Here is a 22,757-nt window from a genome sequence, read left to right on the forward strand (position 1 = left end):
CTTGGATAGAATCCGGCTCACTGGCACCGACGCCGACACCGAGTCCAAGACCATGAACCCTCTCTTCAAGGCGGCCAGCAGTGCCGCTTGTATCGTTGCCTGCCTGCTTCCTGCCGCCGCCGACGCGCAATCCAGCCTGGAGCGCAATCTCCCGCTGTGGGAAATCGGCCTCGGCGCCGCCGCGCTGTCCACACCGTCCTATCCCGGCTCCGACGAGCGCGAAAACCGCGTGCTGGTCTTCCCGAACATCATTTACCGCGGCGAGATCCTGCGCGCCGACCGTTCCGGCGTCAACGCGCGCCTGTTCAGCTCCGACCGGGCCGAGCTCGACATCGGCTTCGCCGGCGCCTTGCCCTCCGATTCGGACGATGTCGACGAACGTGCCGGCATGCCCGACCTCGGTCCGCTGGTGGAATTCGGCCCACGCCTGAAATTGCGGCTGGCGGACCTGGGCAATAACCGCCGCCTGCGCGCGGAACTGCCGCTGCGCGCCGTGATCGAGGCGCGTGGTGGACTGCATGGCCGTGGCTATACCTTCGAGCCGCGCCTGGCCTACGAGATGGCTGGCGAGCGCGGGCTGTGGACGCTGGAAACGAACCTGTCGGTGGTGCTGGGCGACCGCCGGATCAACCGCCATTTCTACGAGGTGGCGCCGCAGTATGCGACGGCCGCGCGGCCCGCGTATGCAGCCGACTCCGGCCTGCTGTTGACGCGTCTCGGCCTGTTCGGCTCGCGCCGCATCAATGAGGATGTGCGGGTGTTCGGCTACCTGCGCTACGAGAGCTACCAGGGGACGGCGAACCGTGACAGCCCGCTGCATGTGAAGGACAGCGGCGTGTCGGGCGGGGTAGGCGTGATGTGGACCTTCAGGCGTTCCGCGGCGCGGGCGCGCGGGGCGGAAACGGTCAGTCCGGGCATGTAATCAATGAAAAATGCCGTGCGGGGCCGCACGGCATCGTGAACTACACGGGCGGCGCATGGCCCGCCCGGATGCTGACCTGATTACTTCATTGCATCTTTGCTGTCCTTGCGCGCGGCCTTGGCATCTTTCTTGGCCTGCTTCGCATCGGCCTTGGCAGCCTGGTCGGTCATGTCGGCTGCGGATGCCGGGGTGGCAGGCGTGGCGGGCGTGGCCGGAATTGCCGGCGAAGCTGCGGTGGCCGCGGTGGTGCCGGTGCCGCCGGCGGTTGCCGACGAGTCAGTAGTGGCGGAAGTCTCGGTTGCCGGGGTGGTCGGCATCGCCGGGGTGGCGGCGGTTGCCGGCGTTGCCGGGGTAGCCGGCGTGGCCGGGGTGGTGGTTTGGGCGTAGGCCGAAGTAGCGGACAGAGCGACGATCAGGGTAGCAAGTGCTTTTTTCATGGATAAATCCTTTCCGGTTCGGGTTCTGGCGTACGTGTATCGTGTCACCTCGGCCTCTAACGGGCGCCGCTTGCACCCTGTTGACGAGCCTTACAAAGGCTTACGCCGCTCACATTTGCTAACAAACTGTGCAACATGCGGTGACGACCAGCAAAAAAAATGGCCTGCGGAAAGCAGGCCATTGCTACGTGCCGCTACGATTACCTTGATTTGACGAAGGGCTTGCCCAGCGCCTTGGGCGCCACCGACTTGGCCATCAGGCCGGCCAGCACGATCACGGTCAGCACATACGGGATCATCTGTATCAGCGCGCCCGGGATGCGGCCCACCACCGGCAGGTCCACGCCTTCGATCTGCACCTGCACCGCGCCGAAGAAGCCGAACATCAGGCAGCCCAGCACCGTGTGCAGCGGACGCCAATTGCCGAACACCATGGCCGTCAGCGCCAGGTAGCCGGCGCCGGCCGACATGTCGCGCAGGAAGAATCCGCTCTGGACGATCGACAGGTAGGCGCCCGAGAACGAGCACAGCACGCCCGCGATCAGCATCGCGGTGTAGCGGGTGCGCTGCACCGGGACGCCGGCCGCATCGGCCGCGTGCGGGTTTTCGCCGCAGGCACGCAGGCGCAGGCCGAAGCGGCTGTGGTAGAGCAGCCAGTGCACCAGCGGCAGCAGCAGGAAGGCGAGGTAGACCAGCACGGTGTGCCCGCCGATCACGCTGCCATACAGCCAGCCGATGAAGGGAATATCGGCCACGGCCGCGGTGCCCGGCAGGACGATCTCGGCCAGGCGCGCTTCGCCCAGGTCCGGCGTGCGGCCGCCCTGCTGGAAGAAGTACTGGGCCACGACGAAGGTCAGGCCGCTCATGGCAATGTTAATCGCCATGCCCGCGACCAGCTGGTTGCCCTTCTGGGTGATCGACACGAAGGCCTGCACCAGCGCCAGCGCGCTGGACGCCAGGATGCCGGCGGCGATACCGAGCCACGGGTCCTGGTAGGCGTAGGCGACGCCGGCCGACACGAAGGCCGAGGCCAGGATCTTGCCCTCGAGGCCGAGGTCGATCACGCCGCTGCGTTCGGCGAACAGGCCGGCCATGGCCGCGAAGATCAGGACCGGCGCATTGCGGATCATCGTGACGACGATGCTGGCGAATTGGAAGTCGTCCATGGCTTATCCCTTGCGTGCGTTGATCATTTTAAGAACGGCGGGCGCGTACAGGTTCTCCATCGCGCCGCAGAACAGGATGATCAGTCCCTGGATGAAAATGAAGGTCTCCTGCGGGATGTTCGGCTTTTCCAGCGAGAGGTCGAAGCCGCCCTGGATCAGCGCGCCGAACAGGACCGACGACAGGAAGATGCCCACCGGATGCTGGCGGCCCATCAGGGCGATCGCGATGCCGATGAAGCCGGCGCCGGCCGGGAAGTTCAGGCTCAGGTAGTGGGTCGAGCCGAGGATCGAGTTCACCGCGGCCAGACCGGCCAGCGCGCCCGAGATCAGCATGGCGACGATGATCATGCGGCTGATGCGCACACCGGCGTAGTGGGCCGCGTGCTGGTTCAGGCCCGTCGCCTGCAGCTTGTAGCCCCAGGGCGAGCGCGTCATCATCACCCAATAGACCGCCAGCGCCACGATCGCCAGGAAGAATCCGATGTTCAGCGGCGTGTCGCCCAGCACCGGGAACCACTCGCCCAGGCGCGGCATCCACGCGGCTTCGCTGAAGACGCGGCTGGCCGGATTCTGGTCGCCCTCGGGGATCAGCTTCAGGATCAGGTAGTTCATCAGGCTGGCGGCGATGAAGTTGAACATGATGGTCGTGACCACCACGTGGCTGCCGCGTTTGGCCTGCAGGTAGCCGGGCAGGAAAGCCCAGCCGGCGCCGAACACGGCGCTGGCCACCATCGCCAGCGGAATCAGGAGCCACGGCGACAGCGTGGCGTCAAAAGCGAGCATGGCCAGGGTCAGTCCCAGGCCGCCCAGGTACATCTGGCCTTCGGCGCCGATGTTGAACAGGCCGGCCTTCATCGCCACCGAGACCGCCAGGCCGGTGAAGACGAAGGTGGAGGCGTAGAACAGCGTATAGCTCAGGCCTTCCGGATTGATGACGGCGCTGTTGACCAGGATCTGCAGCGATTCCACCGGGCTTTCGCCCAGCAGGTGGATGACGAGGGCCGCCACCAGCAGCGCCGACAGCAGGTTCAGGACCGGCAGGACGAAGCCGGAAGCCCAGCGTGGGAGTTCAGTCGTTTTCATTGGGCTTGTTGGCTTAGTGCTTGTGCATCCCGCCCATCAGCAGGCCGATGCGGGTCGTATCGAATTCGTCGATGTTCAGTTCGCCGGTGACGCGGCCGCTCGAGACGACCACGATGCGGTCGGCGAGCGCGCGCACTTCTTCCAGTTCGGTCGACACCAGCAGGATCGCCACGCCCTCGTCGCGCAGGCGCAGCAGCTGGGTGTGGATGCTCTCGATGGTGCCGATGTCGACGCCGCGGGTCGGCTGGCCGACCAGCATCAGCTTCGGGCTAGCCGACACTTCGCGCGCGATCACCACCTTTTGCTGGTTGCCGCCGGACAGAAGACCGATGCGCAGGTCCGGGTTCTTCGGACGCACATCGAAGGCTTCCAGCAGGTGGGCGCAGCGCTTGGCGATGGCCTCGAAGTCGAACAGGCCCATCTTGTTTTTCACGCGGTCCTGGTAGCCGAACACGGTGTTCTGCATCACCGAGAAATCCTTGATGACGCCGTCGCGCAGGCGGTCTTCCGGCACGTGGCCGATGCCGAGCGCGCGGAATTCGGCGGGCAGGCCGTCGGCGTTGGCGCGGCGCGCGTAGGGCAGCTCCTTGCCCAGGAATTCAACCGTGCCGGAGGTCGGCAGGCGCATGCCCGACAGGATTTCCATCAGTTCGCTCTGGCCGTTGCCCGACACGCCCGCAATCGCGACGATCTCGCCGGCGCGCACCGTGAGGTCGATGTCGGACAGCAGCTTGACCTTGTTCCTGTCTTCGAGCTGCAGGTTCGACACCCGCAGCACCGGCGCGCCCGGATTGAAGGGCTTGCGCGGCAGGTTGCCCTCGATCGGACGGCCGACCATCATGTTGGCCAGCTGTTCCTTCGAGCTGTCCTTGGTAGCGACGGCGCCGGCCACGCGGCCCGCGCGCATTACCGTTACCTGGTCGGTGATCTCCATGATCTCGCCCAGCTTGTGGGTGATCAGGATGATGGTCTTGCCCTGTTCCTTGAACAGCCGCAGGATTTCGAACAGCGAGGCGGTTTCCTGGGCGGTGAGGACGGCGGTGGGCTCGTCCAGGATCAGGATCTCGGCGCTGCGGTAGATCTGCTTGAGGATCTCGACGCGCTGCTGCGCACCCACCGACAGGTCGTGGATGGTGGCCAGCGGGTCGACGTCGAGGCGGTAGCGGGCGCAGATCTCGCGCAGCTTGGCCTCGGTCTCCTTGCGCTTGGCAGCCAGCTTGAATCCACCCTCGGTCCCCAGCATGACGTTGTCGAGCACGGTCATGTTCTCGACCAGCATGAAGTGCTGGTGGACCATGCCGATGCCCAGCGCGATCGCCTCGTGCGAGGTGCGGATGGTGCGCTCTTGTCCATCGATGAGGAGCTGCCCGCTGTCGGCATTGTAGTAGCCGTACAGGATGCTCATGAGGGTGGACTTGCCCGCGCCATTCTCGCCGATCACACCGTGGATCGAGCCTTTGGCGATCGAGAAGCTGACGTCAGCGTTCGCCTGCACGGCCCCGAAGGCCTTGCTGATGTTGCGAAATTCTACGGCTGGCTGCATTGCGATCTGTATTAAGAGAGTTTGTACTTCATTCATTCAAAAGCGCGCCGGACCGGGTATGCCGGTGCGGCGCGCTTCAGAATGGGATGGGTGGATCAGACCGGGCAGCTGCCTGCGGCGCGGTAGTCGATGACCTTGATCTTGCCGTTGATGATGTCGGTGCGCACGGCGTTCACGCGCTTTTCGATCTCCGGCGAGACGACCTTGCGGTTGTCCTTGTCCAGGACCCAGTCGACGCCGCCTTCCTTCAAGCCCTTGTGGATGACGCCGGCTTTCCAGGTGCCGTTCTTTTGCGCCATGAAGGAGTCGTAGACGGCGATGTCCACGCGCTTGACCATCGAGGTCAGCATGGTGCCCGGGTGCAGGTAGTTCTGGTTCGAGTCGACGCCGATCGCCAGCTTGCCCTTGGTCTTGGCCATCTGCAGCGCGCCCATGCCGCTGCCGCCGGCCACCGCGAACACCACGTCGGCGCCGCGATCGAACTGCGCACGCGCCAGCTCGCCGCCCTTGGCCGGATCGTTCCAGGCCGCGGCGGTGGTGCCGACCATGTTCTGCATGATCTCGACTTTCGGGAACTGCGCTTTCGCGCCCTGGGTGTAGCCGCAGGCGAAGGCGCGGATCAGCGGGATGTCCATGCCGCCGACGAAGCCCAGCTTCTTCGACTTGGACGCCATGGCGGCGGCGACGCCGACCAGGTAGGAGCCTTCCTGTTCCTTGAACATCACCGAGTTGATGTTGGCACCCTGGGCGACGCTGTCGATCAGCACGAAGCGCACGTTCGGGAATTCCTTGGCGACCTTCTGGACCGCCTGGGTCTGCGAGAAGCCGATCGCCGCGATCAGGTCGACCTTCTTGCGCGCCAGGCCGCGCATCACCTGCTCGGCCTGGGTATCGCTGTTGGCCTGCACTTCGAAGACCTTGATGCCGGTCTCTTTCGAGAAGCGCTGCAGACCCTCGAAGGCCGACTGGTTGAACGATTTGTCGAACTTGCCGCCCGCATCGTAGACCATGCCGAGCTTCGGCGCTGCCGGCGCGGCAATTGCAATGCCCGCGCTGCCGGCGACGGCCAGCGCCGCGATGGTCATGGTGAGTTGCTTGAGTTTCATGAATGAGGCTCCTGGAATTTCGATATTGTACCCGGCCCAACAGTCAGGCTGGAACGGGCTGCGCAAGCTGCATCGCCAACGGCGCCATTGCGGCGGACAATGCGAAGCGCATTGTGTCAGCCGCAGGGCGCACGAGGGGTTACGATTTGTATCGCGGATGCATCGGCCTGCGGTATGTAGCTCATCTGCAACAGCCAGCACGGCCCTGCGACAAGCCCGGAGCCGACATCGCCCGCGACGCCGCGCAAATTGTGGGAAATTCGATGTACGCAGCTCAGCCTGTCAAATATGCATCAAGCGACATATTGATGACAAATACGATTTTACTTGGCAATTTATTCCAAGGAAATATAACTGCTGACATTTTTCAGCAATTATTTTGCCATGGCGCTCATCGTGGCGTCTGCCGGGGAGGATGTCGATACAGGCGCAGGGCCCACCTCCTTGCCGACTTCGACCTGTGCCGGCGCAGTCTCGGGCGCAGCGGCCTCGACTGCCGGCAGCTGGGGGATGCCGACCGGCTTGGCGAACTGGCGCGTGAGGAAGCTGGCGATCAGGGCCTGGGTGGCTTCGAGGTAGGGGATGTTCATGTGATCCGAGCCCGGCACGGTCTCGTCGCCCACCAGCGTGGCCAGCTTGCCTACCAGCTGGTCAGTGTGCGAGTGGGGCACCACGTCGTCGGCGGCCGCGCGCAGCACATAGGTCGGGGCCTTGAGCGAGGGCGCGTACTTGATCGACTCGAAGCGGTCGCGCAGCATGTACTCGATCGGCATCACGCGGAAGCGCCGCTTGGCGATGGCCAGGATCGAATCGTAGGGGGTGATTAAAACCACGGAATTGACCGGGCGTTCCTTGGCCACCTGTACCGCGACACCCGAGCCCAGGCTGCGGCCGACCAGGGCGATGCGGGAAGCGTCGACCTGGCCGAGGGCGGCGAGCCAGTCGAACAGGGTGCAACCGTCTTCGATCATGTGGATTTCGGCCGGCACGCCATGGGACTGGCCATAGCCGCGGTAGTTCATGGCCAGCACGGTCATGCCGGGGAACAGCTTGCCGGCGTCGCGCGCGACCCAGGACACTTCTTCGGAGCGGCCGCCGAAGTACATCACCGCGGGGCGCGGGCCGGGAACGAGCGGGGTCAGCAGCCAGCCGCACAGGCGGGTGCCGTCCTTGCCGCGCAGCACGACCGGGCGGGTGCGGTGCCCGGTGCTGCGCGGGCTTTCCACTTCGGGTGTGATGCAGGGATTGAACACCAGGCGGCGCTGGTTGGCGGCCACGGCGGCAGTAACGGTCAGCCACAAAAAGCTGGCGAATCCTGTGAGCCCCGCTGCCATTTTCTTTGACGTGTCCATGGCTCCAGTCTACCCCTGCCGCAAAAATTTGTTCTGTGCGGCACTTCGCTCAGCGTTAAGCAAGTTGGAAGAGTAGTGGAACAGTTGGGTTATTACAACAGTAGGGTGGGCAAGTCTCTTGCCCACGCGTTCAAATCGGACATGAACAGCCTGCGCGATCATTCTTTCGCTAGTTGAACGCGTGGGCGGGAAACCCGCCCACCCTACGAGCTACGGTGTCGGCTTGCCGCGGCGTGTTCAGTCCGGCGCATGCCGCGTGGACGGACCGGCGGCGACGTACTGTTCGACATCGGTCGCGGTATGGTCGATGCGCACATCCTGCTGGTCGGCGTGGACGCCGGCTTCGGCGTGCTCGCCCTTGCTGCCGTTGCCGGAGTAGTGCTTGCCCAGGTATTCCGAGGCCAGCACGCCGGCCGCGGACAGCGCCGTCAGCGCCAGCGAACCGCCGCGCGCGTGGCTGCCCCCGCGGCGCAGCACCAGGTTGGCCGCGCCGACGAGGAGGGCGGCGCCGGTGAGGGCGGCGTGCAGCTGGCTGTCGCGTTTCTCTTCGCCCTGCGGCTTGTCGGCCACGTAGTCGGCCACGCCGGCGGCGCTGGCGGCCAGTCCGCCAACGATGCCGGCGCCCATGCTTAGGTAGGAAGCCTTGGCATAGTCTTCGTCGCCGGTAGCGCTGTGCATGGCGTCGAGGATGAAACCGAAGGGAATGAGGATGGCCGGCGCCGCGCTCAGGACCGAGTGCAGAGGTTGGCCGGCGATGGTGATCTTGTTCATGGCGTGCTCCTGACGTTGGTTGTGTTCAGGATGAGTGTGACATAGGGCAGGGGAGCGACTCGCACGCTTGGGGGGCTTCAAGTAAGATGATCCATTCCGGCATTCGCTGCCTCGACCTCGGAGTTCCCGTGCACTACCTGCTCATGTATGACCTCGCCCCAGACTACCTCGAACGCCGCGGCGAATTCCGCGACGAGCACCTGCAGCTGGCATGGGAGGCGCAGGCGCGCGGCGAGCTGGTGATCGCCGGCGCGCTGGCCGATCCGAGCGACCGCGCCGTCCTGATGTTCAGCTGCGACGGCCCGGAGCCGGTGCAGCTGTTCGCCGCCAAAGACCCCTACGTCACCCACGGCCTGGTGCGCGCCTTCCACGTGCGCCAGTGGAATACGGTGGTGGGCGACGACGCCTTCACCCCGGTCCGTCCTGGATAATTACAGACGGCAATTCGCAGCGAACATCGGGTAAGATTGCACGGCTTTCAACGGAGAGTTCATGCAATCTGCCGTCAACCTGTGGCCGCTGCTCGGCGTCGCCGTCGTCGTCGCCGGCTTCCTGCTGCGCGCCCACCCCGTGCTGGTGGTGGTGGCCGCCTGCGGCGTCACCGGCCTGGCCGCCGCGATGCCGGTGGAAGGCATCCTGGCCGCGCTCGGCGGCGCCTTCGTCAAGACCCGCAACCTGCCTTTGATCCTGCTGCTGCCGCTGGCCGCCATCGGCCTGCTGGAGCGCGCCGGCCTGCGCGAGCGCGCCCAGACGGCGATCGCGAAGGTGCGCTCGGCCACCGCCGGGCGCCTCCTGATCGTCTACCTGTTCGCACGCGAGACCTCGGCCGCCGCCGGCCTCACCAGCCTGGGCGGCCAGGCCTCGATGGTGCGCCCGCTGGTGGCGCCGATGGCCGAAGCCGCGGCCGAGACGCAATACGGCAGTTTGCCGGACCACCTGCGCCACCGCATTCGCGCCATGTCCGCCGCCACCGACAACGTCGGCCTGTTCTTCGGCGAAGACATCTTCGTCGCCTTCGGCGCCATCGTCCTGATGCAGACCATACTGAATGCCGAGGGCATCGCGGTCGACCCGCTGCACATGGCGCTGTGGGGCATCCCGACCGCGATCACCGCCTTCATCATCCACGCCTGGAATTTGCGCCGGCTCGATGTGCAGATCCGTCGTGACATGGGCCAGGCATGATCACGCTCGAATTCTTCTACGTACTGGTCGGCCTGCTGTTCGTGGCCGTCGCCGTGATGAACCTGCGTGACCGCAGCAACCCGCGCCGTGTCACCACCGCCTTGTTCTGGGGCCTGTACGCGCTGCTCTACCTGGCAGGCGAGCGCCTGCCCCCCAGCTTTGTCGGCGCCTTGATGATCCTGATGGCGCTGGTCGCCGGTTTCAAGGGTGTCGCCGCTGGCAAGCCCGACATGCCGCCGGAGGAGGTGCGCCGCGCCAGTAGCAGCCGGCTCGGCAACCGGCTGTTCATTCCGGCGCTGATCCTGCCGCTGGTGACCATGCTGGGGGCCACGGTGTTCTCCGAGGTCCAGGTGAACGGCCTGGCGCTGCTCGACCCCAGGCACGTGACCCTGGTGAGCCTGGGCGTCGCCGCCATCGTGGCGCTGGGCGCGGCCTGCTGGCTGACGCGCGCCACGCCGCTGCAGGGCGTGCGCGAGGCGCGGCGCCTGGTCGATGCGATGAGCTGGGCGGTCGTGCTGCCGCATATGCTGGCGGTGCTCGGCCTGCTGTTCACCGAGGCGGGCGTGGGCAAGGCGGTCGCGCACGTGACGACCTCGTACATCGCCATGGATTCGCGCTTCATCGCGGTGGCCGTGTTCTGCATCGGCATGGCGCTGTTCACGGTGGTGATGGGCAACGGCTTCGCGGCCTTCCCGGTGATGGCGGGCGGCGTGGGCATTCCGGTGCTGGTCGGCGTGTACGGCGCCAACCCGGCCGTGATGGCGGCGATCGGCATGTTCAGCGCATATTGCGGTACATTGATGACGCCGATGGCGGCCAACTTCAACATCGTGCCGGCCGCGCTGCTCGACCTGCCCGACAAGAACGCCGTCATCCGGGCGCAGATCCCGACCGCGCTGCCGCTGCTGGTGGCGAACATCTTCCTGCTGTATTTCCTGATGAACCAATGATCAAGACTGTCCTGCTTACTGGCTTCGAACCCTTCAACCAGGCCAGCATCAACCCGGCCTGGGAGGCCGTGCGCGCCCTGGCCGGCTGGAGCGGCGAAGGTTTCCGCGTCGAAGTGCGCCAGCTGCCCTGCGTGTTCATTGAAGCCAGTGCCGCCCTGGCCGCCATGGTCGACGAGCTGCATCCCGATATCGTGATCGCCGTCGGCCAGGCCGGCGGGCGTCCCGAGATTTCGGTGGAGCGGGTGGCGATCAATGTCGACGACGCCTCCATTCTCGACAACGCCGGCCGCCAGCCGATCGACCGTCCGATTTGCGCAGACGGACCGGCGGCCTATTTCAGCACCTTGCCGATCAAGGCGATGGTGGCGGCGATGCGGGAACAGGGATTGAAGGCGGGGGTGTCGCAGACCGCGGGCACCTTCGTGTGCAACCACGTGTTCTACGGGCTGATGCACCACACGGCGGGCACGCCGGTGAAGGCGGGTTTCATCCACGTGCCCTTCCTGCCGGAGCAGGCAGAGGAACGGGCGGACGATCCGCCGTCGATGCCCCTCGATGACATCATCCTGGGCATCATGACGGCCGTGCAAACGGCGGTGAAGACGGAACGCGACGTGGCGCACGCCGGCGGAGCGACTCACTGAGCCGCCCGCCTGCGTACGCCACGTTCAAACAACTAGCTGGTGATTAACGCTTTTCCTGCAGCTTCTCGCCGGCACGCTCCAGGGCGGCGCCAGTCTTGTCGCCAACTTTGTCTGCCGCTGCATCGACTTCAGCGGCGGCTTCCTTGGTTTCCTGCTTGATTTCGGCGCCGGCCTGCTCGAGGTTCTCGCCTGCACGTTCAGCGGCGGCATCAACGCGTGCGGCGGCGTTTTCGGTCGCGTTCTCGACGTTTTGCGCCGCTTCGCGGGTTTCCTGTGCTGCGTTGGCAGCGGCGGCATCGACAGCGGCGCCGGCTTCCTGTGCAGGACCCATGTTCGGATTGTCGTCTTTCTTGCAGCCGGTGGCCATCACGGCGACAGCCAGCATCAGGGCGGAAATGGTAGCGGTGGATTTATTCATGGTGTGCTCCTTGTGAAGGGGTTTAAGTTATTCATCTTTTGACAAGAGTTTGCACCATGAATGGGTTGAGAACGGTGCGCAAAGTAACGCAGAACAGAAAAAACTTGCAGCTTTAACAAAATTTATCGAAGTCGGTGTCGCGATCAGCTTTGTCAAAAGGCGATTGCCTTGAAGTGTGCGCTCGGGGGGTGTTAGGATCGATCAATGGACCGACGAACTGACTACAAGACCGCATTGCTGATCGACTCCGCCATCCACGAAGCGGCGAGCGAGGGCCGGCCGCGCGCCGCCACTGAACTGGCGAAGATGGGCGTGCCGATGGACATCACCATGCGCGTGCTGACCCGCCCGACCGACCGGCGCCACCAGATTGCCTCGCTCAGCACGGTAGCGGTCGAACTCAAGCGGCAATAAGCGTGCAATAGGCGCCGTCAAGCGGCTTGTTCGGGAAACAGGATGTTCAGGAAGGCGCGCACCACCGGCGCATCGCCCTCCACCGGGTAGGCGATGTACAGATTGGCCGAAGGCGGGTTGGTGCGGATCGGCAGGAAGCGCACGCCCGGCCAGCCGATGCGGCTGGTGGTTTGCGGCAGCAGCGCCACGCCCAGGCCCGCGCCGACCATGGCCAGCAGGGTCTGCGGCTCGGCGGCTTCCTGGAAGATGGTCGGCTGGAAGCCGGCGTTGACGCAGCACTGGATCAGGTAGCGCGGCTCGGCCGACTGGTCCAGGTGCAGGGTGAGCATCGGTTCCTGCGCGATGTCGATCAGCTCGATCGCCTCGTGCTGCGCCAGCGGGTGCTTCGCATTGATCGCCACGCACACGTCTTCGCGGAAGCACAGGTCCTGGCGCAGGTTGGCCTGCTTCAGCACATCCGCCTCGATGCGCGGCTCGCGCCAGAAGCCGACGTCGATCTGCCGGGCGCGCAGCGCTTCCCACTGGTCGTTCGGCCCCAGCTCGTGGATGGTCCAGGTCACGCGCGGATACTGGCTCTGGAACTGTTCCAGCAGGGCCGGAATCGGCCCCCACATCGCCGAACCCACGATGCCCACGCGCAGGCGGCCGACTTCGCCGCGGTCGATCTGGCGGATGGTGTCGATCGTCATGCGCATCTTGGCCAGCAGCTCGGCCGCCTCGCCCATCAAGGCCTTGCCTGCCACCGTGAGTTCGAAGCTGCGCGTGGTGCGCGTGAACAGCCGCACCCCGAGTTCGCTTTCCAGCTTCATGATCTGCTGGCTCAGCGGCGGCTGCGAGATGTGCAGGCGTTCGGCGGCGCGCGAGAAGCTTTTCTCTTCGGCCACCGCCAGGAAGTAGCGCAGCTGTTTCAGGTCGATCGACATGGGCGCCCCTGGTTCAAGCCTTGAGCGCCACCGCGAGGCGCGCACCCACCAGGGCGTTGTGCCTGACCAGCGCGATATTGGTCGCCAGGCTGCGGCCGCCGGTCAGTTCCTTGATGCGCGCCAGCAGGAAGGGCGTCACCGCCTTGCCTTTCACGCCCTGCGCCTCGGCTTCGCCCAGCGCCTGGGCGATGATGGCGTCGATCTCCACCGTCGGCATCGCCGACTCCGCGGGCACCGGATTGCTCACCACCACGCCGCCGGCCAGGCCGAGCTGCCACTTGGTGCGGATGAAGGCTGCCTGTTCCTCTGGGGTGTCGAGCTGGAAGTCGGCCTGGAAGCCGCTCTCGCGCGTGAAGAAGGCCGGAAAGCCCGGCTGGCCGACGCTCAGCACCGGCACGCCATGGGTTTCCAGGTATTCGAGGGTCAGGCCGATGTCGAGGATCGACTTTACGCCGGCGCAGACCACGGCGACGCTGGTCCGGCCCAGTTCCTGCAGGTCGGCCGAGATGTCGAAGCTGGTCTCGGCGCCGCGATGCACGCCGCCGATGCCGCCGGTGACGAAGACCTCGATGCCGGCCAACTGGGCGCAGATCATGGTGGCGGCCACGGTGGTCGCGCCGAGCTTGCCGGTGGAGAGCACGTAGGGCAGGTCGCGGCGGCTGACTTTCATGGCGTCAGGCGAGGAGCCGAGCAGCTCGAGCTGGTCATCCAGCAGTCCGACGCAGATCTTGCCGCCGATGATGGCGATGGTGGCCGGTACGGCGCCGGCGTCGCGGATGATCTGTTCCACGTCGCGTGCGGTGTGCACGTTCTGCGGATAGGGCATGCCGTGCGAGATGATGGTCGATTCGAGCGCCACCACGGGCTTGCCGGCGGCGCGTGCGGCCGCCACTTCGGGCGAGAACAGGAGGAAGGATTGCATGTTCAGTCCAATACGGATTCGGGGTCGGATTCAATAAGAAGGCCATCGACATGGCCGGGTTCGAGCGCCGGGCAGACGGTCTGCGCGCAGGCGATGGTCATGGCGGACAGCTGCAGGCCGCGGCGGCAGGCCAGCCCCAGGTCCGCACTGTCTTCGCCGGCGCTGTGCAGCGACCAGCAGACGGCGGCGGCAAAGGCGTCGCCCGCGCCGGTGACGTCGACCACGTCGACCTGTGGCGCATCGAGGCGCATCAGGCCGTCGACCGAGGTATACATGACGCCGCGCGCACCGCGTGTGACGACCACGTCCTGCGCGCCCTGGCGCTGCAGTTCCGCGCAGGCGGCGCCGATGGCGGCGTCGCTGTCGAGCGGGCGCCCGAGGCGGCTCGCCAGTTCGCCTTCGTTCAGGATCAGCAGGCGCAGGCCGTGCAGCTGTTCGGGCAGGCGCGCCATCTTCGGTGCGGACACCGCCACCAGCACCAGCGGCACCCCGTCGCGCTGCGCGTCTTCGAGCAGGGCGGCAACGGTATCGCGCGGCAGGTTCAGGTCGGCCACCACCAATGCCGCGCCGGCGCGCTGCTGCTGGCGGGTGGCGAGGAAATCCGGGCTCAAATGGTCGTTGAGGGCCATGTCGGCCAGCGCCACCACCATTTCGCCGTCCTGGTCCAGCACCGCGGTATAGGTGCCGCTGCTTGCGCCGTCCAGGCGCAGCGCGCCGCGGGTGTCGATGCCGGCCTCCTCGGCGTGGGCGAGCAGGGCGCGACCGGAGGCGTCGTTGCCCACCGCCGTGATCAGGGCCACCGGCGCACCCAGGCGCGCCAGGTTCTCGGCGATGTTGCGGGCGACGCCGCCAAAGGATTCGTCCTGGCTGGCCGGATTCGAGGTGCCGAGCGTGAGCCTGGCGAGCGAGCGCAGCTTGCGGTCGAGGTTGGCGGCGCCGATGCACAGGATCGGGCGCCCGTCCGGCAGCACATAGGCGCGACCCAGGATACGGCGCTCGCGTACCAGGGTGGCGATGTAGTTGGCCACGGCCGAGCGCGACAGCTTCAGCTGGGCAGCAAGCTCCTGTTGCGAAATGAAGGGATTCGCGCGGATCAGCTCATACAACTGTTCTTTTTTGGGCAGCTCGGTCACGGTCGGTGGGTCCAGCGAGGATAGTGATAAACAATTGTTGATAGATGCTAGACAAATGTTTGAAGGCTGTCAAACCAAATCGGCTCCAAGGTCGACAGGTCGACAATACACCGTTTGATTTATTTTTTAAACCAATAAATCGACAAGAAAAATGGTATTTGCCATACATATCGCCCCTCATGCATAGTTATAATATTCCGGCTGATATGTGCTCTTTGTTCAAGGTTAGATAGCAACAACGGTGCCAGCCTCTTCCTACCTCTCCCGCATCCGAACCACAAGGACACGCCATGTTCAGCAATACTCCATTTGAAGCAGCAGAAGTCATCCAGGCCCGCAAACCGGGCTTCGCGCCGCGTGCCGCATTGATCCTGGGATCGGGCCTGGGCGTGCTGGCCGAGCAGATGGAGGATGCGGTATCGATCAGCTACGCCGACCTGCCGGGCTTCCCGATCAGCACCGTGCACGGCCACGCGGGCGAACTGGTGCTGGGCACGCTGGCCGGCGTGCCGGTGGTATGCATGAAGGGCCGCGGTCACTTCTACGAGGGCTATGGCGCCAACGTGATGACCTCCGCCGTGCGCACCTTCAAGCTGATCGGCTGCGAGATGCTCCTGGTGACCAATGCCGCCGGTTCGCTCCGTCCGGAAGTGGATGCGGGCAGTGTCGTGGTCCTGAGCGACCATATCAACCTGCTGCCGGGCAGCCCGATGGCCGGCCCGAACGACGAGCGCTTCGGCCCGCGCTTCTTCAGCATGGCCAACGCCTACGACGCCGACCTGCGCGCCATGATCAAGGAAACCGCGGCAAGCAAGGGCATCACCCTGAACGAAGGCGTGTACCTGGCCTGCCCGGGCCCGAACTTCGAGACGGCCGCGGAGATCCGCGCCTTCAAGACGCTCGGCGCCGACGTGGTCGGCATGTCGGTGGTGCCGGAAGTGATCTCGGCACGCCATTGCGGCCTGAAGGTCGCCGGCATCTCGGCCATCACCAACCTGGCCGAGGGATTGACCCCGTTCCCGCTGTCGCACGAGCAGACCCTGAAGTACGCCGCGGTCGCGGCCAAGGACCTGGTCACCCTGATTCATTCCTTCATCGAGCGCCTGGGTTCGACCCCACGCAGCGCTGCCTGATTATTTAAAAGCGAGCGATTCCATGTCACGCGCATTCATCCTCCTGCTCGACTCGTTCGGCCTGGGCGCCTTGCCCGATGCCGACAAGTACGGCGATCTCGGTGCCAACACCTTCGGCCACATTGCGGAATGGGCCGCCAACGAGGGCAAGCCGATGGCGCTGCCCAATCTCGAGCGCCTCGGCCTGGCCGCGGCCGCGCACAAGGCCAGCGGCGAATGGGCTGCCGGTTTCCAGCAGCGCGACGGCTTCAGCGGCGCCTGGGGAGTCGCGCGCGAGCAGTCGACCGGCAAGGACACGCAGAGCGGCCACTGGGAAATCGCCGGCGTGCCGGTGCTGTTCGACTGGGGCTACTTCCCGAAGACCTTGCCGTCCTTCCCGAAAGAGCTGACCGACAAGCTGCAGGAACTCACCGGCGTTCCCGGCTGGCTGGGCAACTGCCACGCCTCCGGCACCACCATCATCGACGAGCTGGGCGACGAGCATGTCCTGAGTGGCAAGCCGATCCTGTACACCTCGGCCGACTCGGTGCTGCAGATCGCCGCGCACGAAGAACACTTCGGCCTCGATCGCCTGTACCAAGTCTGCGAAGCGGCGTATGAGCTGGTCAAGCCCTACAACATCGGCCGCGTGATCGCGCGTCCCTTCCTGGGCGAGAACGGCAAGTACAAGCGCACTGCCAACCGCCACGACTACGCGGTACCGCCAACCGCGCCGACGCTGCTCGACCACGTCAAGAACGAAGGCGGCGAAGTCATCGCCCTCGGTAAAATCAGCGACATCTTCGCGGCCCAGGGCGTGACCCAGTTGATCAAGGGCGCCGACAACATGGCCCTGTTCGACCGCCTGCTGGAAGTGGCGGACAGCGCGCCTTCCAAGTCGCTCACCTTCGTCAACTTCGTCGACTTCGACATGCACTTCGGCCACCGCCGCGACGTCGCCGGTTATGCGAACGCGCTGCACGAGCTGGATGCGCGCCTGCCGGAATTCATGAGCAAACTGAAGGACGGCGACCTGGTCGTCATCACCGCCGACCATGGCTGCGACCCGACCGCGCCGGGCTCGGACCACACCCGCGAGCACATCCCGATGATCTTCTTCGGCCCGAAGGTCGCTCCGCAGGAACTGCCGATTGCGAACACTTTCTCTGACATCGGCGCCACGCTCGCCAAGCACCTTGGCGTCAAACCACTTTCGAACGGAACCGCACTGCTATGACCCAGCCCCTGGATTTCAAACGTAACATGGCCGTCGGCCTCGACCTCGGCCTGGTCAAGCACGTCAAGGTGAACCGCAACGCGGCCGACCGCCGCGCCGCCAGCCTGGCGAACCGCCGTACCGTCAAGAAGGAATACCAGGCCGCCTGGCTGGTCCGCGCGGTGCAGTGCATGGACCTGACCACCCTGGGTGGCGACGACACCCCGGGCCGCGTCGAGCGCCTGTGCATGAAGGCGATGCGCCCGCTGCGCGCGGACCTGATGCAGGCCCTTGGCCTCGAATCGCTCACCACCGGCGCGGTTTGCGTGTACCACGAGATGATTCAACCCGCCGTGAAAGTGCTGCAGGGCCGCCTGCCGATCGCCGCCGTGTCCACCGCCTTCCCGGCCGGCCTGTCGAGCCTGGAGACCAAGCTGCGCGAGATCGAACTCAGCGTGGCCGCCGGCGCGACCGAGATCGACATCGTGATCACCCGCCAGCACGTCTTGACCGGCAACTGGCAAGCCCTGTACGACGAAATGCTCGCCTACCGCCAGGCTTGCGGCGACGCGCACGTGAAGGCGATCCTGGCCACCGGCGACATCGTCACCCTGGACAACGTGGCCAAGGCCTCGATGGTCTGCATGATGGCCGGCGCCGACTTCATCAAGACCTCGACCGGCAAGGAAGGCGTCAACGCCACCATCCCGGTCTCCCTGGTGATGACCCGCGCGATCCGCGACTACTACGAGCAGACCGGCTTCCAGGTCGGCTACAAGCCGGCCGGCGGCGTGGGCACGGCCAAGGCCGCGCTGCAATACCTGACCGTGATGAAGGAAGAACTCGGCAACGACTGGCTGCAACCGCACCTGTTCCGCATTGGCGCGTCGAGCCTGATGACCGACATCGAACGCCAGCTCGAACACTACGTGACCGGCAACTACTCGGCCGCCCATCGCCACGCGCAACCATAAAACAGCAAGGTATTCGTCATGCCAACTATTAAAGAGATTCTTCAGACTATGGATTACGGCCCCGCACCAGAAAGCACCAAGGAAGCGAATGCGTGGCTGGATCAGCATGGACGCCGTTTCGGCCTGTTCATCGACGGCGCCTGGACCGACGCTGCGAGCACCTTCGCCACCAGCAACCCGGCCGACGCCAGTGAACTGGCCCAGGTGACGCAAGCCACCGCGGACGACATCGAACGCGCCGTGCAAGCCGCGCGCCGCGCCCAGCCGGGCTGGGTGGCGCTTGGCGGCCATGGCCGCGCGCGTGTCATGTATTCGCTGGCGCGCCTGCTGCAGAAGCATGCGCGCCTGTTCGCGGTGCTCGAGACCCTGGACAACGGCAAGACCATCCGCGAAACCCGCGATGCCGACCTGCCGCTGGCCGCGCGCCACTTCTACCACCACGCCGGCTGGGCCCAGCTGCAGCAGGAAGAATTCGCCGACTACCGCGCCGTGGGCGTGGTCGGCCAGATCGTGCCATGGAACTTCCCGCTGCTGATGCTGGCATGGAAGATCGCCCCGGCGCTGGCCGCCGGTAACACCATCGTGTTCAAGCCGGCCGAGTTCACGCCGCTGACCGCGCTGCTGTTCGCCGAGATCTGCCAGCAGGCCGGCGTTCCGGCGGGTGTGGTCAACATCGTCACCGGCGACGGCGCCGTGGGCGAGGCCATCGTGAATCACCCGGGCATCGACAAGCTGGCCTTCACCGGCTCGACCGAAGTCGGCCGCATCATCCGCAAGGCCACCGCCGGCACCGGCAAGAAGCTGTCGCTGGAACTGGGCGGCAAGTCGCCCTTCATCGTGTTCGACGACGCCGACCTGGATGCAGCCGTGGAAGGCCTGGTCGATTCGATCTGGTTCAACCAGGGCCAGGTCTGCTGCGCCGGTTCGCGCCTGCTGGTGCAGGAATCGGTGTATGACCGCTTCATCGCCAAGGTCAAGGCGCGCATGCAGAACCTGCGCGTCGGCTCGCCGCTGGACAAGTCGAACGACATCGGCGCGCTGGTCGATCCGATCCAGCAGCAGCGCATCCACGGCCTGGTGGAATCGGCGCGTGCCGAAGGCTGCGAAATCTGGCAGCCTTCGTGTGAGGCACCGACCGCCGGTTCGTGGTACCTGCCGACCCTGATCACGGGCGCGTCGACCTCGGCCGCCGTGGCGCAGGCCGAGATCTTCGGCCCGGTGCTGGTGGCGATGAGCTTCCGCACCCCGAGCGAGGCAGTGCAACTGGCGAACAACACCGTGTACGGCCTGGCCGCCTGCGTGTGGTCGGAATCGATCTCGCTGGCGCTGGACGTGGCGCCGCAGATCAAGGCCGGCGTGGTGTGGATCAACACCGCCAACCAGTTCGACGCAGCCTGCGGCTTCGGCGGCTACAAGGAATCGGGCTTCGGCCGCGAAGGCGGCAAGGAGGGCATGTACGAGTACCTGACGCCGCTGTCGGAAGATGCACGCCCGGCCGCGCCGATCGTTCCTGAAAAAGGCCGCGTCAAGGCATCGGAGGAAGCGAATGTGGCAACTGCGCCGTTCGCCGTCGACCGCACCGCCAAGCTCTACATTGGCGGCAAGCAGGCACGCCCGGACGGCGCCTACAGCCGCGCCATCAACGGCGCCAACGGCGCCTTCCTGGCCGACGTCGGCGAAGGCAACCGCAAGGACATCCGCAACGCCGTGGAAGCGGCACACAAGGCGTCCGGCTGGTCCAAGGCCACCGCCCACAACCGTGCCCAGGTGCTGTACTACATCGCCGAGAACCTGGCGATCCGTGCCGACGAATTTGCCCAGCGCATCGCCGCGCAGACCGGCTCGAAGGATGCCGCGCGCGAAGTGCAGGCCTCGATCGAGCGCCTGTTCTACTGGGCCGCCTGGTGCGACAAGTACGACGGCGCCGCCCACCAGCCGCCGATGCACGGCATCACCGTGGCGCTGAACGAACCGGTCGGCGTGATCGGCATCGTCTGCCCGAATGAGAACCCGCTGCTGGGCTTCATCTCGCTGGTGGCCCCGGCCCTGGCCCTGGGCAACCGCGTGGTGGCGGTGCCGTCGGAAACGGCGCCGCTGTCGGCGCTTGATCTGTACCAGGTGCTGGATACCTCGGACCTGCCGGGCGGGGCGCTGAACATCGTCACCGGATCGAGCTCGGAACTGGCGCGTACGCTGGCTTCGCACTCGGACGTGGATGCGGTGTGGCGCCACGACGGCTCGGCGGAAGGATGCGCGGAAGTCGAGCGCTTATCAAGCGAGTCGCTCAAGCGCACCTGGGTTGGCGGTGCTAAGGGTAGGGACTGGTTCGATGCCAAGCAGGCGTGTGGCCGCACCGTGCTGCAGCATGCGTCGCAAGTCAAGAACGTCTGGATCCCGTACGGCGTCTAAGTATTGTTGGCGCCTGCGGGCGTCGTAGGGTGGGCGGCTTTGCCGCCCGCGCGTTCAAATCACGTATCCCGGCCAGCTCCGTGGCTGTTCACAGGATGGTTGAACGCGTGGGCGGAGAATCCGCCCACCCTACGTTATAGAAAAGGTTAATGTCATGTTCCTACCCCAAGAAATCGTCCGCAAAAAGCGTGATGGCGGCATCCTCAGCGCCGAGGAGATCCAGTTCTTCGTGCGCGGCATCCCCGACGGCAGAACCACCGAAGGCCAGATCGCGGCACTCGCGATGGCTGTCTACTTCAACGACATGACCATGGACGAACGCGTCGCCTTCACGCTGGCGATGCGCGATTCGGGCCTGGTGATGGAATGGAAATCGCTGGACCTGCCGGGCCCGGTGGTCGACAAGCACTCGACCGGCGGCGTCGGCGACGTGGTCTCGCTCATGCTGGGGCCCATGATCGCGGCCTGCGGCGGCTTCGTGCCGATGATCTCGGGCCGCGGCCTGGGCCACACCGGCGGCACCCTGGACAAGTTCGATTCGATCCCCGGCTACAGCACCGTGCCGGATCCGGAAACGTTCCGCCGGGTCGTCAAGGACGTGGGCGTGGCCATCATCGGCCAGACCGCCCAACTGGCGCCGGCCGACAAGCGCTTCTACAGCATCCGCGACACCACGGCCACCGTGGAATCGGTGGCCATGATCACCGGCTCGATCCTCTCCAAGAAACTGGCCGCGGGCCTGGACGCGCTGGTGATGGACGTGAAGGTCGGCAGCGGCGCCTTCATGCCGACCTATGAGAAATCGGTGGAGCTGGCCGAGAGCATCGTCCACGTCGGCAATGGTGCGGGCACCCGCACCTCGGCGATCCTGACCGGCATGAACGAATCGCTGTGCCACGCGGCCGGCAACGCGGTCGAAGTACGCGTGGCGATCGACTACCTGACCGGCAAGGCGCGCCCGGCACGCCTGCACGAAGTGACGATGGCGCTGTGCGCGGAGATGCTGGTCATCTCCGGCATTGCCGCCAATGACGGCGAGGCGCGCGCCAAGCTGCTGGCCGCGCTGGATTCCGGCGAAGCGGCCGAGCGTTTCGCACGCATGGTCACCGCGCTGGGCGGCCCGGCCGACCTGATGGACAAGCCGGACGCGCACTTGGAAACCGCGCCGGTCATCGTGCCGGCGCCGAGCCTGCAGGCGGGCTTCGCAAGCGCGGTCGACACGCGCGGCCTCGGCCTGGCCGTGGTGGCATTGGGCGGCGGCCGCGTGCGTCCGCAGGATTCGATCGACTTCGCCGTCGGCCTGACGAACCTGGTGGAACTGGGCGACGCGATCGCGGTTGGACAGCCGCTGGCGATGGTCCACGCACGCACCCGGGACGCTGCCGAGCAGGCGGTGCGCCAGGTGCAGGCGGCTTACCAGATCGGCGCCTCGACGCCGGCGGCCGAACCGATGATCTACAAAACCATTCGTCCTTGAGAGTCGCACCATGACATACGCAAAACTGATCGACGAAGCCCGCGCCGCGCGCGAGCAGGCCTACACGCCATACTCGCAGTTCAAGGTCGGCGCCGCGCTGGAGTGCAAGGACGGCCGCATCTTCCGCGGCTGTAACGTGGAAAACGCGTCCTATGGCCTGTGCAACTGCGCCGAGCGCACCGCCTTCTTCAGCGCCATCGCCCAGGGCTACAAGCCGGGCGACTTCACGGCGCTGGCGGTAATCGGCCAGACCGACGGCCCGATCGCCCCCTGCGGCGCCTGCCGCCAGGTGATCCTGGAACTGGGCGGCAACGCGCTGCCGGTGGTGCTGACGAACCTGGACGGCGACGTGTTCGAAACGACCGCGGCCGAGCAACTGCCGAATGCTTTCGGCGGCCGGGATCTGAACAAGTAAGTCCCACGCAGCACCCCGACAAGAAGCGCTGTACGCGGAAACGCGGCAGCGCTTTCTTCTTTTCTGCCTAATGCATTGGTCGGAATTTTCCGAATGCACAGCGGAGGCACGTTCCTGTCGTCAACAGCCTGATCCTTCTCAAAAGCAACACCTTGATCCCGACGTGTAATCCTTGGAATCAGTGT

The 22,757-nt window shown here is 65.7% G+C and carries 23 protein-coding genes; 12 read left to right on the plus strand and 11 right to left on the minus strand.

The annotated features are described in order from the left end of the window. Positions 1 to 52 precede the first annotated feature (52 nt). Positions 53 to 922, plus strand: a complete 870-nt coding sequence (locus AC56LU_RS12530) for a MipA/OmpV family protein (protein ID WP_497175933.1) — start codon at positions 53 to 55, stop codon at positions 920 to 922. Between the two features lie 80 nt (positions 923 to 1,002). Here AC56LU_RS12530 and AC56LU_RS12535 read toward each other — a convergent pair whose 3' ends face one another. The 7 genes from AC56LU_RS12535 to AC56LU_RS12565 all read right to left on the minus strand — a co-directional run bounded on the left by AC56LU_RS12535 (position 1,003) and on the right by AC56LU_RS12565 (position 8,380). Continuing rightward, positions 1,003 to 1,359, minus strand: coding sequence for a hypothetical protein (locus AC56LU_RS12535; RefSeq protein WP_497175934.1), 357 nt, complete (start codon positions 1,357 to 1,359; stop codon positions 1,003 to 1,005). A gap of 200 nt (positions 1,360 to 1,559) precedes the next feature. Continuing rightward, positions 1,560 to 2,525: an ABC transporter permease gene (locus tag AC56LU_RS12540; RefSeq protein WP_497175935.1), complete on the minus strand. Its 966-nt coding sequence runs from the start codon at positions 2,523 to 2,525 to the stop codon at positions 1,560 to 1,562. A gap of 3 nt (positions 2,526 to 2,528) precedes the next feature. Further along, the gene (locus AC56LU_RS12545; protein ID WP_497175936.1) at positions 2,529 to 3,608 is read right to left on the minus strand and encodes an ABC transporter permease; all 1,080 of its coding nucleotides are present in this window, start codon (positions 3,606 to 3,608) and stop codon (positions 2,529 to 2,531) included. A 13-nt stretch (positions 3,609 to 3,621) separates the two neighbouring features. Continuing rightward, entirely contained in the window at positions 3,622 to 5,151 is a 1,530-nt protein-coding gene (locus AC56LU_RS12550) for an ABC transporter ATP-binding protein (RefSeq protein ID WP_497175937.1), read from the minus strand. A gap of 95 nt (positions 5,152 to 5,246) precedes the next feature. Next, a complete protein-coding gene (locus AC56LU_RS12555; protein WP_497175938.1) occupies positions 5,247 to 6,257 on the minus strand; it encodes a BMP family lipoprotein in 1,011 nt (336 codons plus the stop codon). Positions 6,258 to 6,631: 374 nt separating this feature from the next. Next, positions 6,632 to 7,609: an alpha/beta hydrolase gene (locus AC56LU_RS12560; RefSeq protein WP_497175939.1), complete on the minus strand. Its 978-nt coding sequence runs from the start codon at positions 7,607 to 7,609 to the stop codon at positions 6,632 to 6,634. Between the two features lie 237 nt (positions 7,610 to 7,846). Continuing rightward, a complete protein-coding gene (locus AC56LU_RS12565) occupies positions 7,847 to 8,380 on the minus strand; it encodes a DUF2231 domain-containing protein (protein WP_497175940.1) in 534 nt (177 codons plus the stop codon). Positions 8,381 to 8,508: 128 nt separating this feature from the next. On the opposite strand from AC56LU_RS12565, the gene AC56LU_RS12570 reads away from it, so the two are divergent. The 4 genes from AC56LU_RS12570 to pcp all read left to right on the plus strand — a co-directional run bounded on the left by AC56LU_RS12570 (position 8,509) and on the right by pcp (position 11,159). Continuing rightward, a complete protein-coding gene (locus AC56LU_RS12570; protein ID WP_497175941.1) occupies positions 8,509 to 8,811 on the plus strand; it encodes a YciI-like protein in 303 nt (100 codons plus the stop codon). A 61-nt stretch (positions 8,812 to 8,872) separates the two neighbouring features. After that, a complete protein-coding gene (locus AC56LU_RS12575) occupies positions 8,873 to 9,565 on the plus strand; it encodes a DUF969 domain-containing protein (RefSeq protein WP_497175942.1) in 693 nt (230 codons plus the stop codon). Then, the gene (locus AC56LU_RS12580) at positions 9,562 to 10,515 is read left to right on the plus strand and encodes a DUF979 domain-containing protein (protein WP_497175943.1); all 954 of its coding nucleotides are present in this window, start codon (positions 9,562 to 9,564) and stop codon (positions 10,513 to 10,515) included. The genes AC56LU_RS12575 and AC56LU_RS12580 overlap by 4 nt, the downstream gene beginning before the upstream one ends. Continuing rightward, positions 10,515 to 11,159 carry a pyroglutamyl-peptidase I gene (gene pcp, locus AC56LU_RS12585; RefSeq protein ID WP_497176016.1) on the plus strand — a complete coding sequence of 215 codons (645 nt, stop codon included), beginning with the start codon at positions 10,515 to 10,517 and terminating at the stop codon, positions 11,157 to 11,159. Before AC56LU_RS12580 ends, pcp begins: the two co-directional genes overlap by 1 nt. Positions 11,160 to 11,202: 43 nt before the next feature. On the opposite strand, the gene AC56LU_RS12590 is transcribed toward pcp, so the two are convergent. Beyond that, positions 11,203 to 11,577 carry a hypothetical protein gene (locus tag AC56LU_RS12590; RefSeq protein WP_497175944.1) on the minus strand — a complete coding sequence of 125 codons (375 nt, stop codon included), beginning with the start codon at positions 11,575 to 11,577 and terminating at the stop codon, positions 11,203 to 11,205. 204 nt (positions 11,578 to 11,781) lie between these two features. Between AC56LU_RS12590 and AC56LU_RS12595 the strand changes: the two genes are divergently transcribed. Continuing rightward, entirely contained in the window at positions 11,782 to 11,991 is a 210-nt protein-coding gene (locus AC56LU_RS12595) for a hypothetical protein (RefSeq protein WP_497175945.1), read from the plus strand. A 17-nt stretch (positions 11,992 to 12,008) separates the two neighbouring features. Here AC56LU_RS12595 and AC56LU_RS12600 read toward each other — a convergent pair whose 3' ends face one another. The 3 genes from AC56LU_RS12600 to AC56LU_RS12610 are packed head-to-tail and all read right to left on the minus strand — an operon-like array spanning position 12,009 to position 14,969. Next, on the minus strand, positions 12,009 to 12,914 hold the full coding sequence (locus AC56LU_RS12600; RefSeq protein ID WP_497175946.1) for a LysR family transcriptional regulator: 906 nt from the start codon (positions 12,912 to 12,914) through the stop codon (positions 12,009 to 12,011). A gap of 13 nt (positions 12,915 to 12,927) precedes the next feature. Beyond that, positions 12,928 to 13,836: a pseudouridine-5'-phosphate glycosidase gene (locus tag AC56LU_RS12605; protein ID WP_497175947.1), complete on the minus strand. Its 909-nt coding sequence runs from the start codon at positions 13,834 to 13,836 to the stop codon at positions 12,928 to 12,930. A gap of 2 nt (positions 13,837 to 13,838) precedes the next feature. Next, positions 13,839 to 14,969: a carbohydrate kinase gene (locus AC56LU_RS12610; RefSeq protein WP_497175948.1), complete on the minus strand. Its 1,131-nt coding sequence runs from the start codon at positions 14,967 to 14,969 to the stop codon at positions 13,839 to 13,841. A gap of 290 nt (positions 14,970 to 15,259) precedes the next feature. Here AC56LU_RS12610 and xapA point away from each other — a divergent pair, with 290 nt between their 5' ends. The 6 genes from xapA (at position 15,260) to AC56LU_RS12640 (ending at position 22,572) form a co-directional block, all read left to right on the plus strand. Further along, the gene (gene xapA, locus AC56LU_RS12615) at positions 15,260 to 16,102 is read left to right on the plus strand and encodes a xanthosine phosphorylase (RefSeq protein ID WP_497175949.1); all 843 of its coding nucleotides are present in this window, start codon (positions 15,260 to 15,262) and stop codon (positions 16,100 to 16,102) included. Between the two features lie 22 nt (positions 16,103 to 16,124). Continuing rightward, complete coding sequence (locus AC56LU_RS12620) at positions 16,125 to 17,318, plus strand: phosphopentomutase (RefSeq protein ID WP_497175950.1); 1,194 nt, start codon at positions 16,125 to 16,127, stop codon at positions 17,316 to 17,318. Further along, positions 17,315 to 18,271, plus strand: coding sequence for a deoxyribose-phosphate aldolase (gene deoC, locus AC56LU_RS12625; RefSeq protein ID WP_497175951.1), 957 nt, complete (start codon positions 17,315 to 17,317; stop codon positions 18,269 to 18,271). The genes AC56LU_RS12620 and deoC overlap by 4 nt, the downstream gene beginning before the upstream one ends. Before the next feature lie 18 nt (positions 18,272 to 18,289). Further along, positions 18,290 to 20,680, plus strand: coding sequence for an aldehyde dehydrogenase family protein (locus AC56LU_RS12630; protein WP_497175952.1), 2,391 nt, complete (start codon positions 18,290 to 18,292; stop codon positions 20,678 to 20,680). A gap of 154 nt (positions 20,681 to 20,834) precedes the next feature. Then, positions 20,835 to 22,157: a thymidine phosphorylase gene (gene deoA, locus AC56LU_RS12635; RefSeq protein ID WP_497175953.1), complete on the plus strand. Its 1,323-nt coding sequence runs from the start codon at positions 20,835 to 20,837 to the stop codon at positions 22,155 to 22,157. 10 nt (positions 22,158 to 22,167) lie between these two features. Next, positions 22,168 to 22,572, plus strand: a complete 405-nt coding sequence (locus tag AC56LU_RS12640; protein ID WP_497175954.1) for a cytidine deaminase — start codon at positions 22,168 to 22,170, stop codon at positions 22,570 to 22,572. Positions 22,573 to 22,757: the final 185 nt, after the last annotated feature.

The sequence above is a fragment of the Telluria sp. PB2R4 genome (assembly GCF_059685695.1).

Bases quoted from the DNA above. Each gene is read 5' to 3' on its own strand.
- AC56LU_RS12530 (WP_497175933.1), top strand. From the start codon at position 53: ATGAACCCTCTCTTCAAGGCGGCCAGCAGTGCCGCTTGTATCGTTGCC.
- AC56LU_RS12535 (WP_497175934.1), bottom strand. From the start codon at position 1,359: ATGAAAAAAGCACTTGCTACCCTGATCGTCGCTCTGTCCGCTACTTCG.
- AC56LU_RS12540 (WP_497175935.1), bottom strand. From the start codon at position 2,525: ATGGACGACTTCCAATTCGCCAGCATCGTCGTCACGATGATCCGCAAT.
- AC56LU_RS12545 (WP_497175936.1), bottom strand. From the start codon at position 3,608: ATGAAAACGACTGAACTCCCACGCTGGGCTTCCGGCTTCGTCCTGCCG.
- AC56LU_RS12550 (WP_497175937.1), bottom strand. From the start codon at position 5,151: ATGCAGCCAGCCGTAGAATTTCGCAACATCAGCAAGGCCTTCGGGGCC.
- AC56LU_RS12555 (WP_497175938.1), bottom strand. From the start codon at position 6,257: ATGAAACTCAAGCAACTCACCATGACCATCGCGGCGCTGGCCGTCGCC.
- AC56LU_RS12560 (WP_497175939.1), bottom strand. From the start codon at position 7,609: ATGGACACGTCAAAGAAAATGGCAGCGGGGCTCACAGGATTCGCCAGC.
- AC56LU_RS12565 (WP_497175940.1), bottom strand. From the start codon at position 8,380: ATGAACAAGATCACCATCGCCGGCCAACCTCTGCACTCGGTCCTGAGC.
- AC56LU_RS12575 (WP_497175942.1), top strand. From the start codon at position 8,873: ATGCAATCTGCCGTCAACCTGTGGCCGCTGCTCGGCGTCGCCGTCGTC.
- AC56LU_RS12580 (WP_497175943.1), top strand. From the start codon at position 9,562: ATGATCACGCTCGAATTCTTCTACGTACTGGTCGGCCTGCTGTTCGTG.
- AC56LU_RS12590 (WP_497175944.1), bottom strand. From the start codon at position 11,577: ATGAATAAATCCACCGCTACCATTTCCGCCCTGATGCTGGCTGTCGCC.
- AC56LU_RS12595 (WP_497175945.1), top strand. From the start codon at position 11,782: ATGGACCGACGAACTGACTACAAGACCGCATTGCTGATCGACTCCGCC.
- AC56LU_RS12600 (WP_497175946.1), bottom strand. From the start codon at position 12,914: ATGTCGATCGACCTGAAACAGCTGCGCTACTTCCTGGCGGTGGCCGAA.
- AC56LU_RS12605 (WP_497175947.1), bottom strand. From the start codon at position 13,836: ATGCAATCCTTCCTCCTGTTCTCGCCCGAAGTGGCGGCCGCACGCGCC.
- xapA (WP_497175949.1), top strand. From the start codon at position 15,260: ATGTTCAGCAATACTCCATTTGAAGCAGCAGAAGTCATCCAGGCCCGC.
- AC56LU_RS12620 (WP_497175950.1), top strand. From the start codon at position 16,125: ATGTCACGCGCATTCATCCTCCTGCTCGACTCGTTCGGCCTGGGCGCC.
- deoC (WP_497175951.1), top strand. From the start codon at position 17,315: ATGACCCAGCCCCTGGATTTCAAACGTAACATGGCCGTCGGCCTCGAC.
- AC56LU_RS12630 (WP_497175952.1), top strand. From the start codon at position 18,290: ATGCCAACTATTAAAGAGATTCTTCAGACTATGGATTACGGCCCCGCA.
- deoA (WP_497175953.1), top strand. From the start codon at position 20,835: ATGTTCCTACCCCAAGAAATCGTCCGCAAAAAGCGTGATGGCGGCATC.
- AC56LU_RS12640 (WP_497175954.1), top strand. From the start codon at position 22,168: ATGACATACGCAAAACTGATCGACGAAGCCCGCGCCGCGCGCGAGCAG.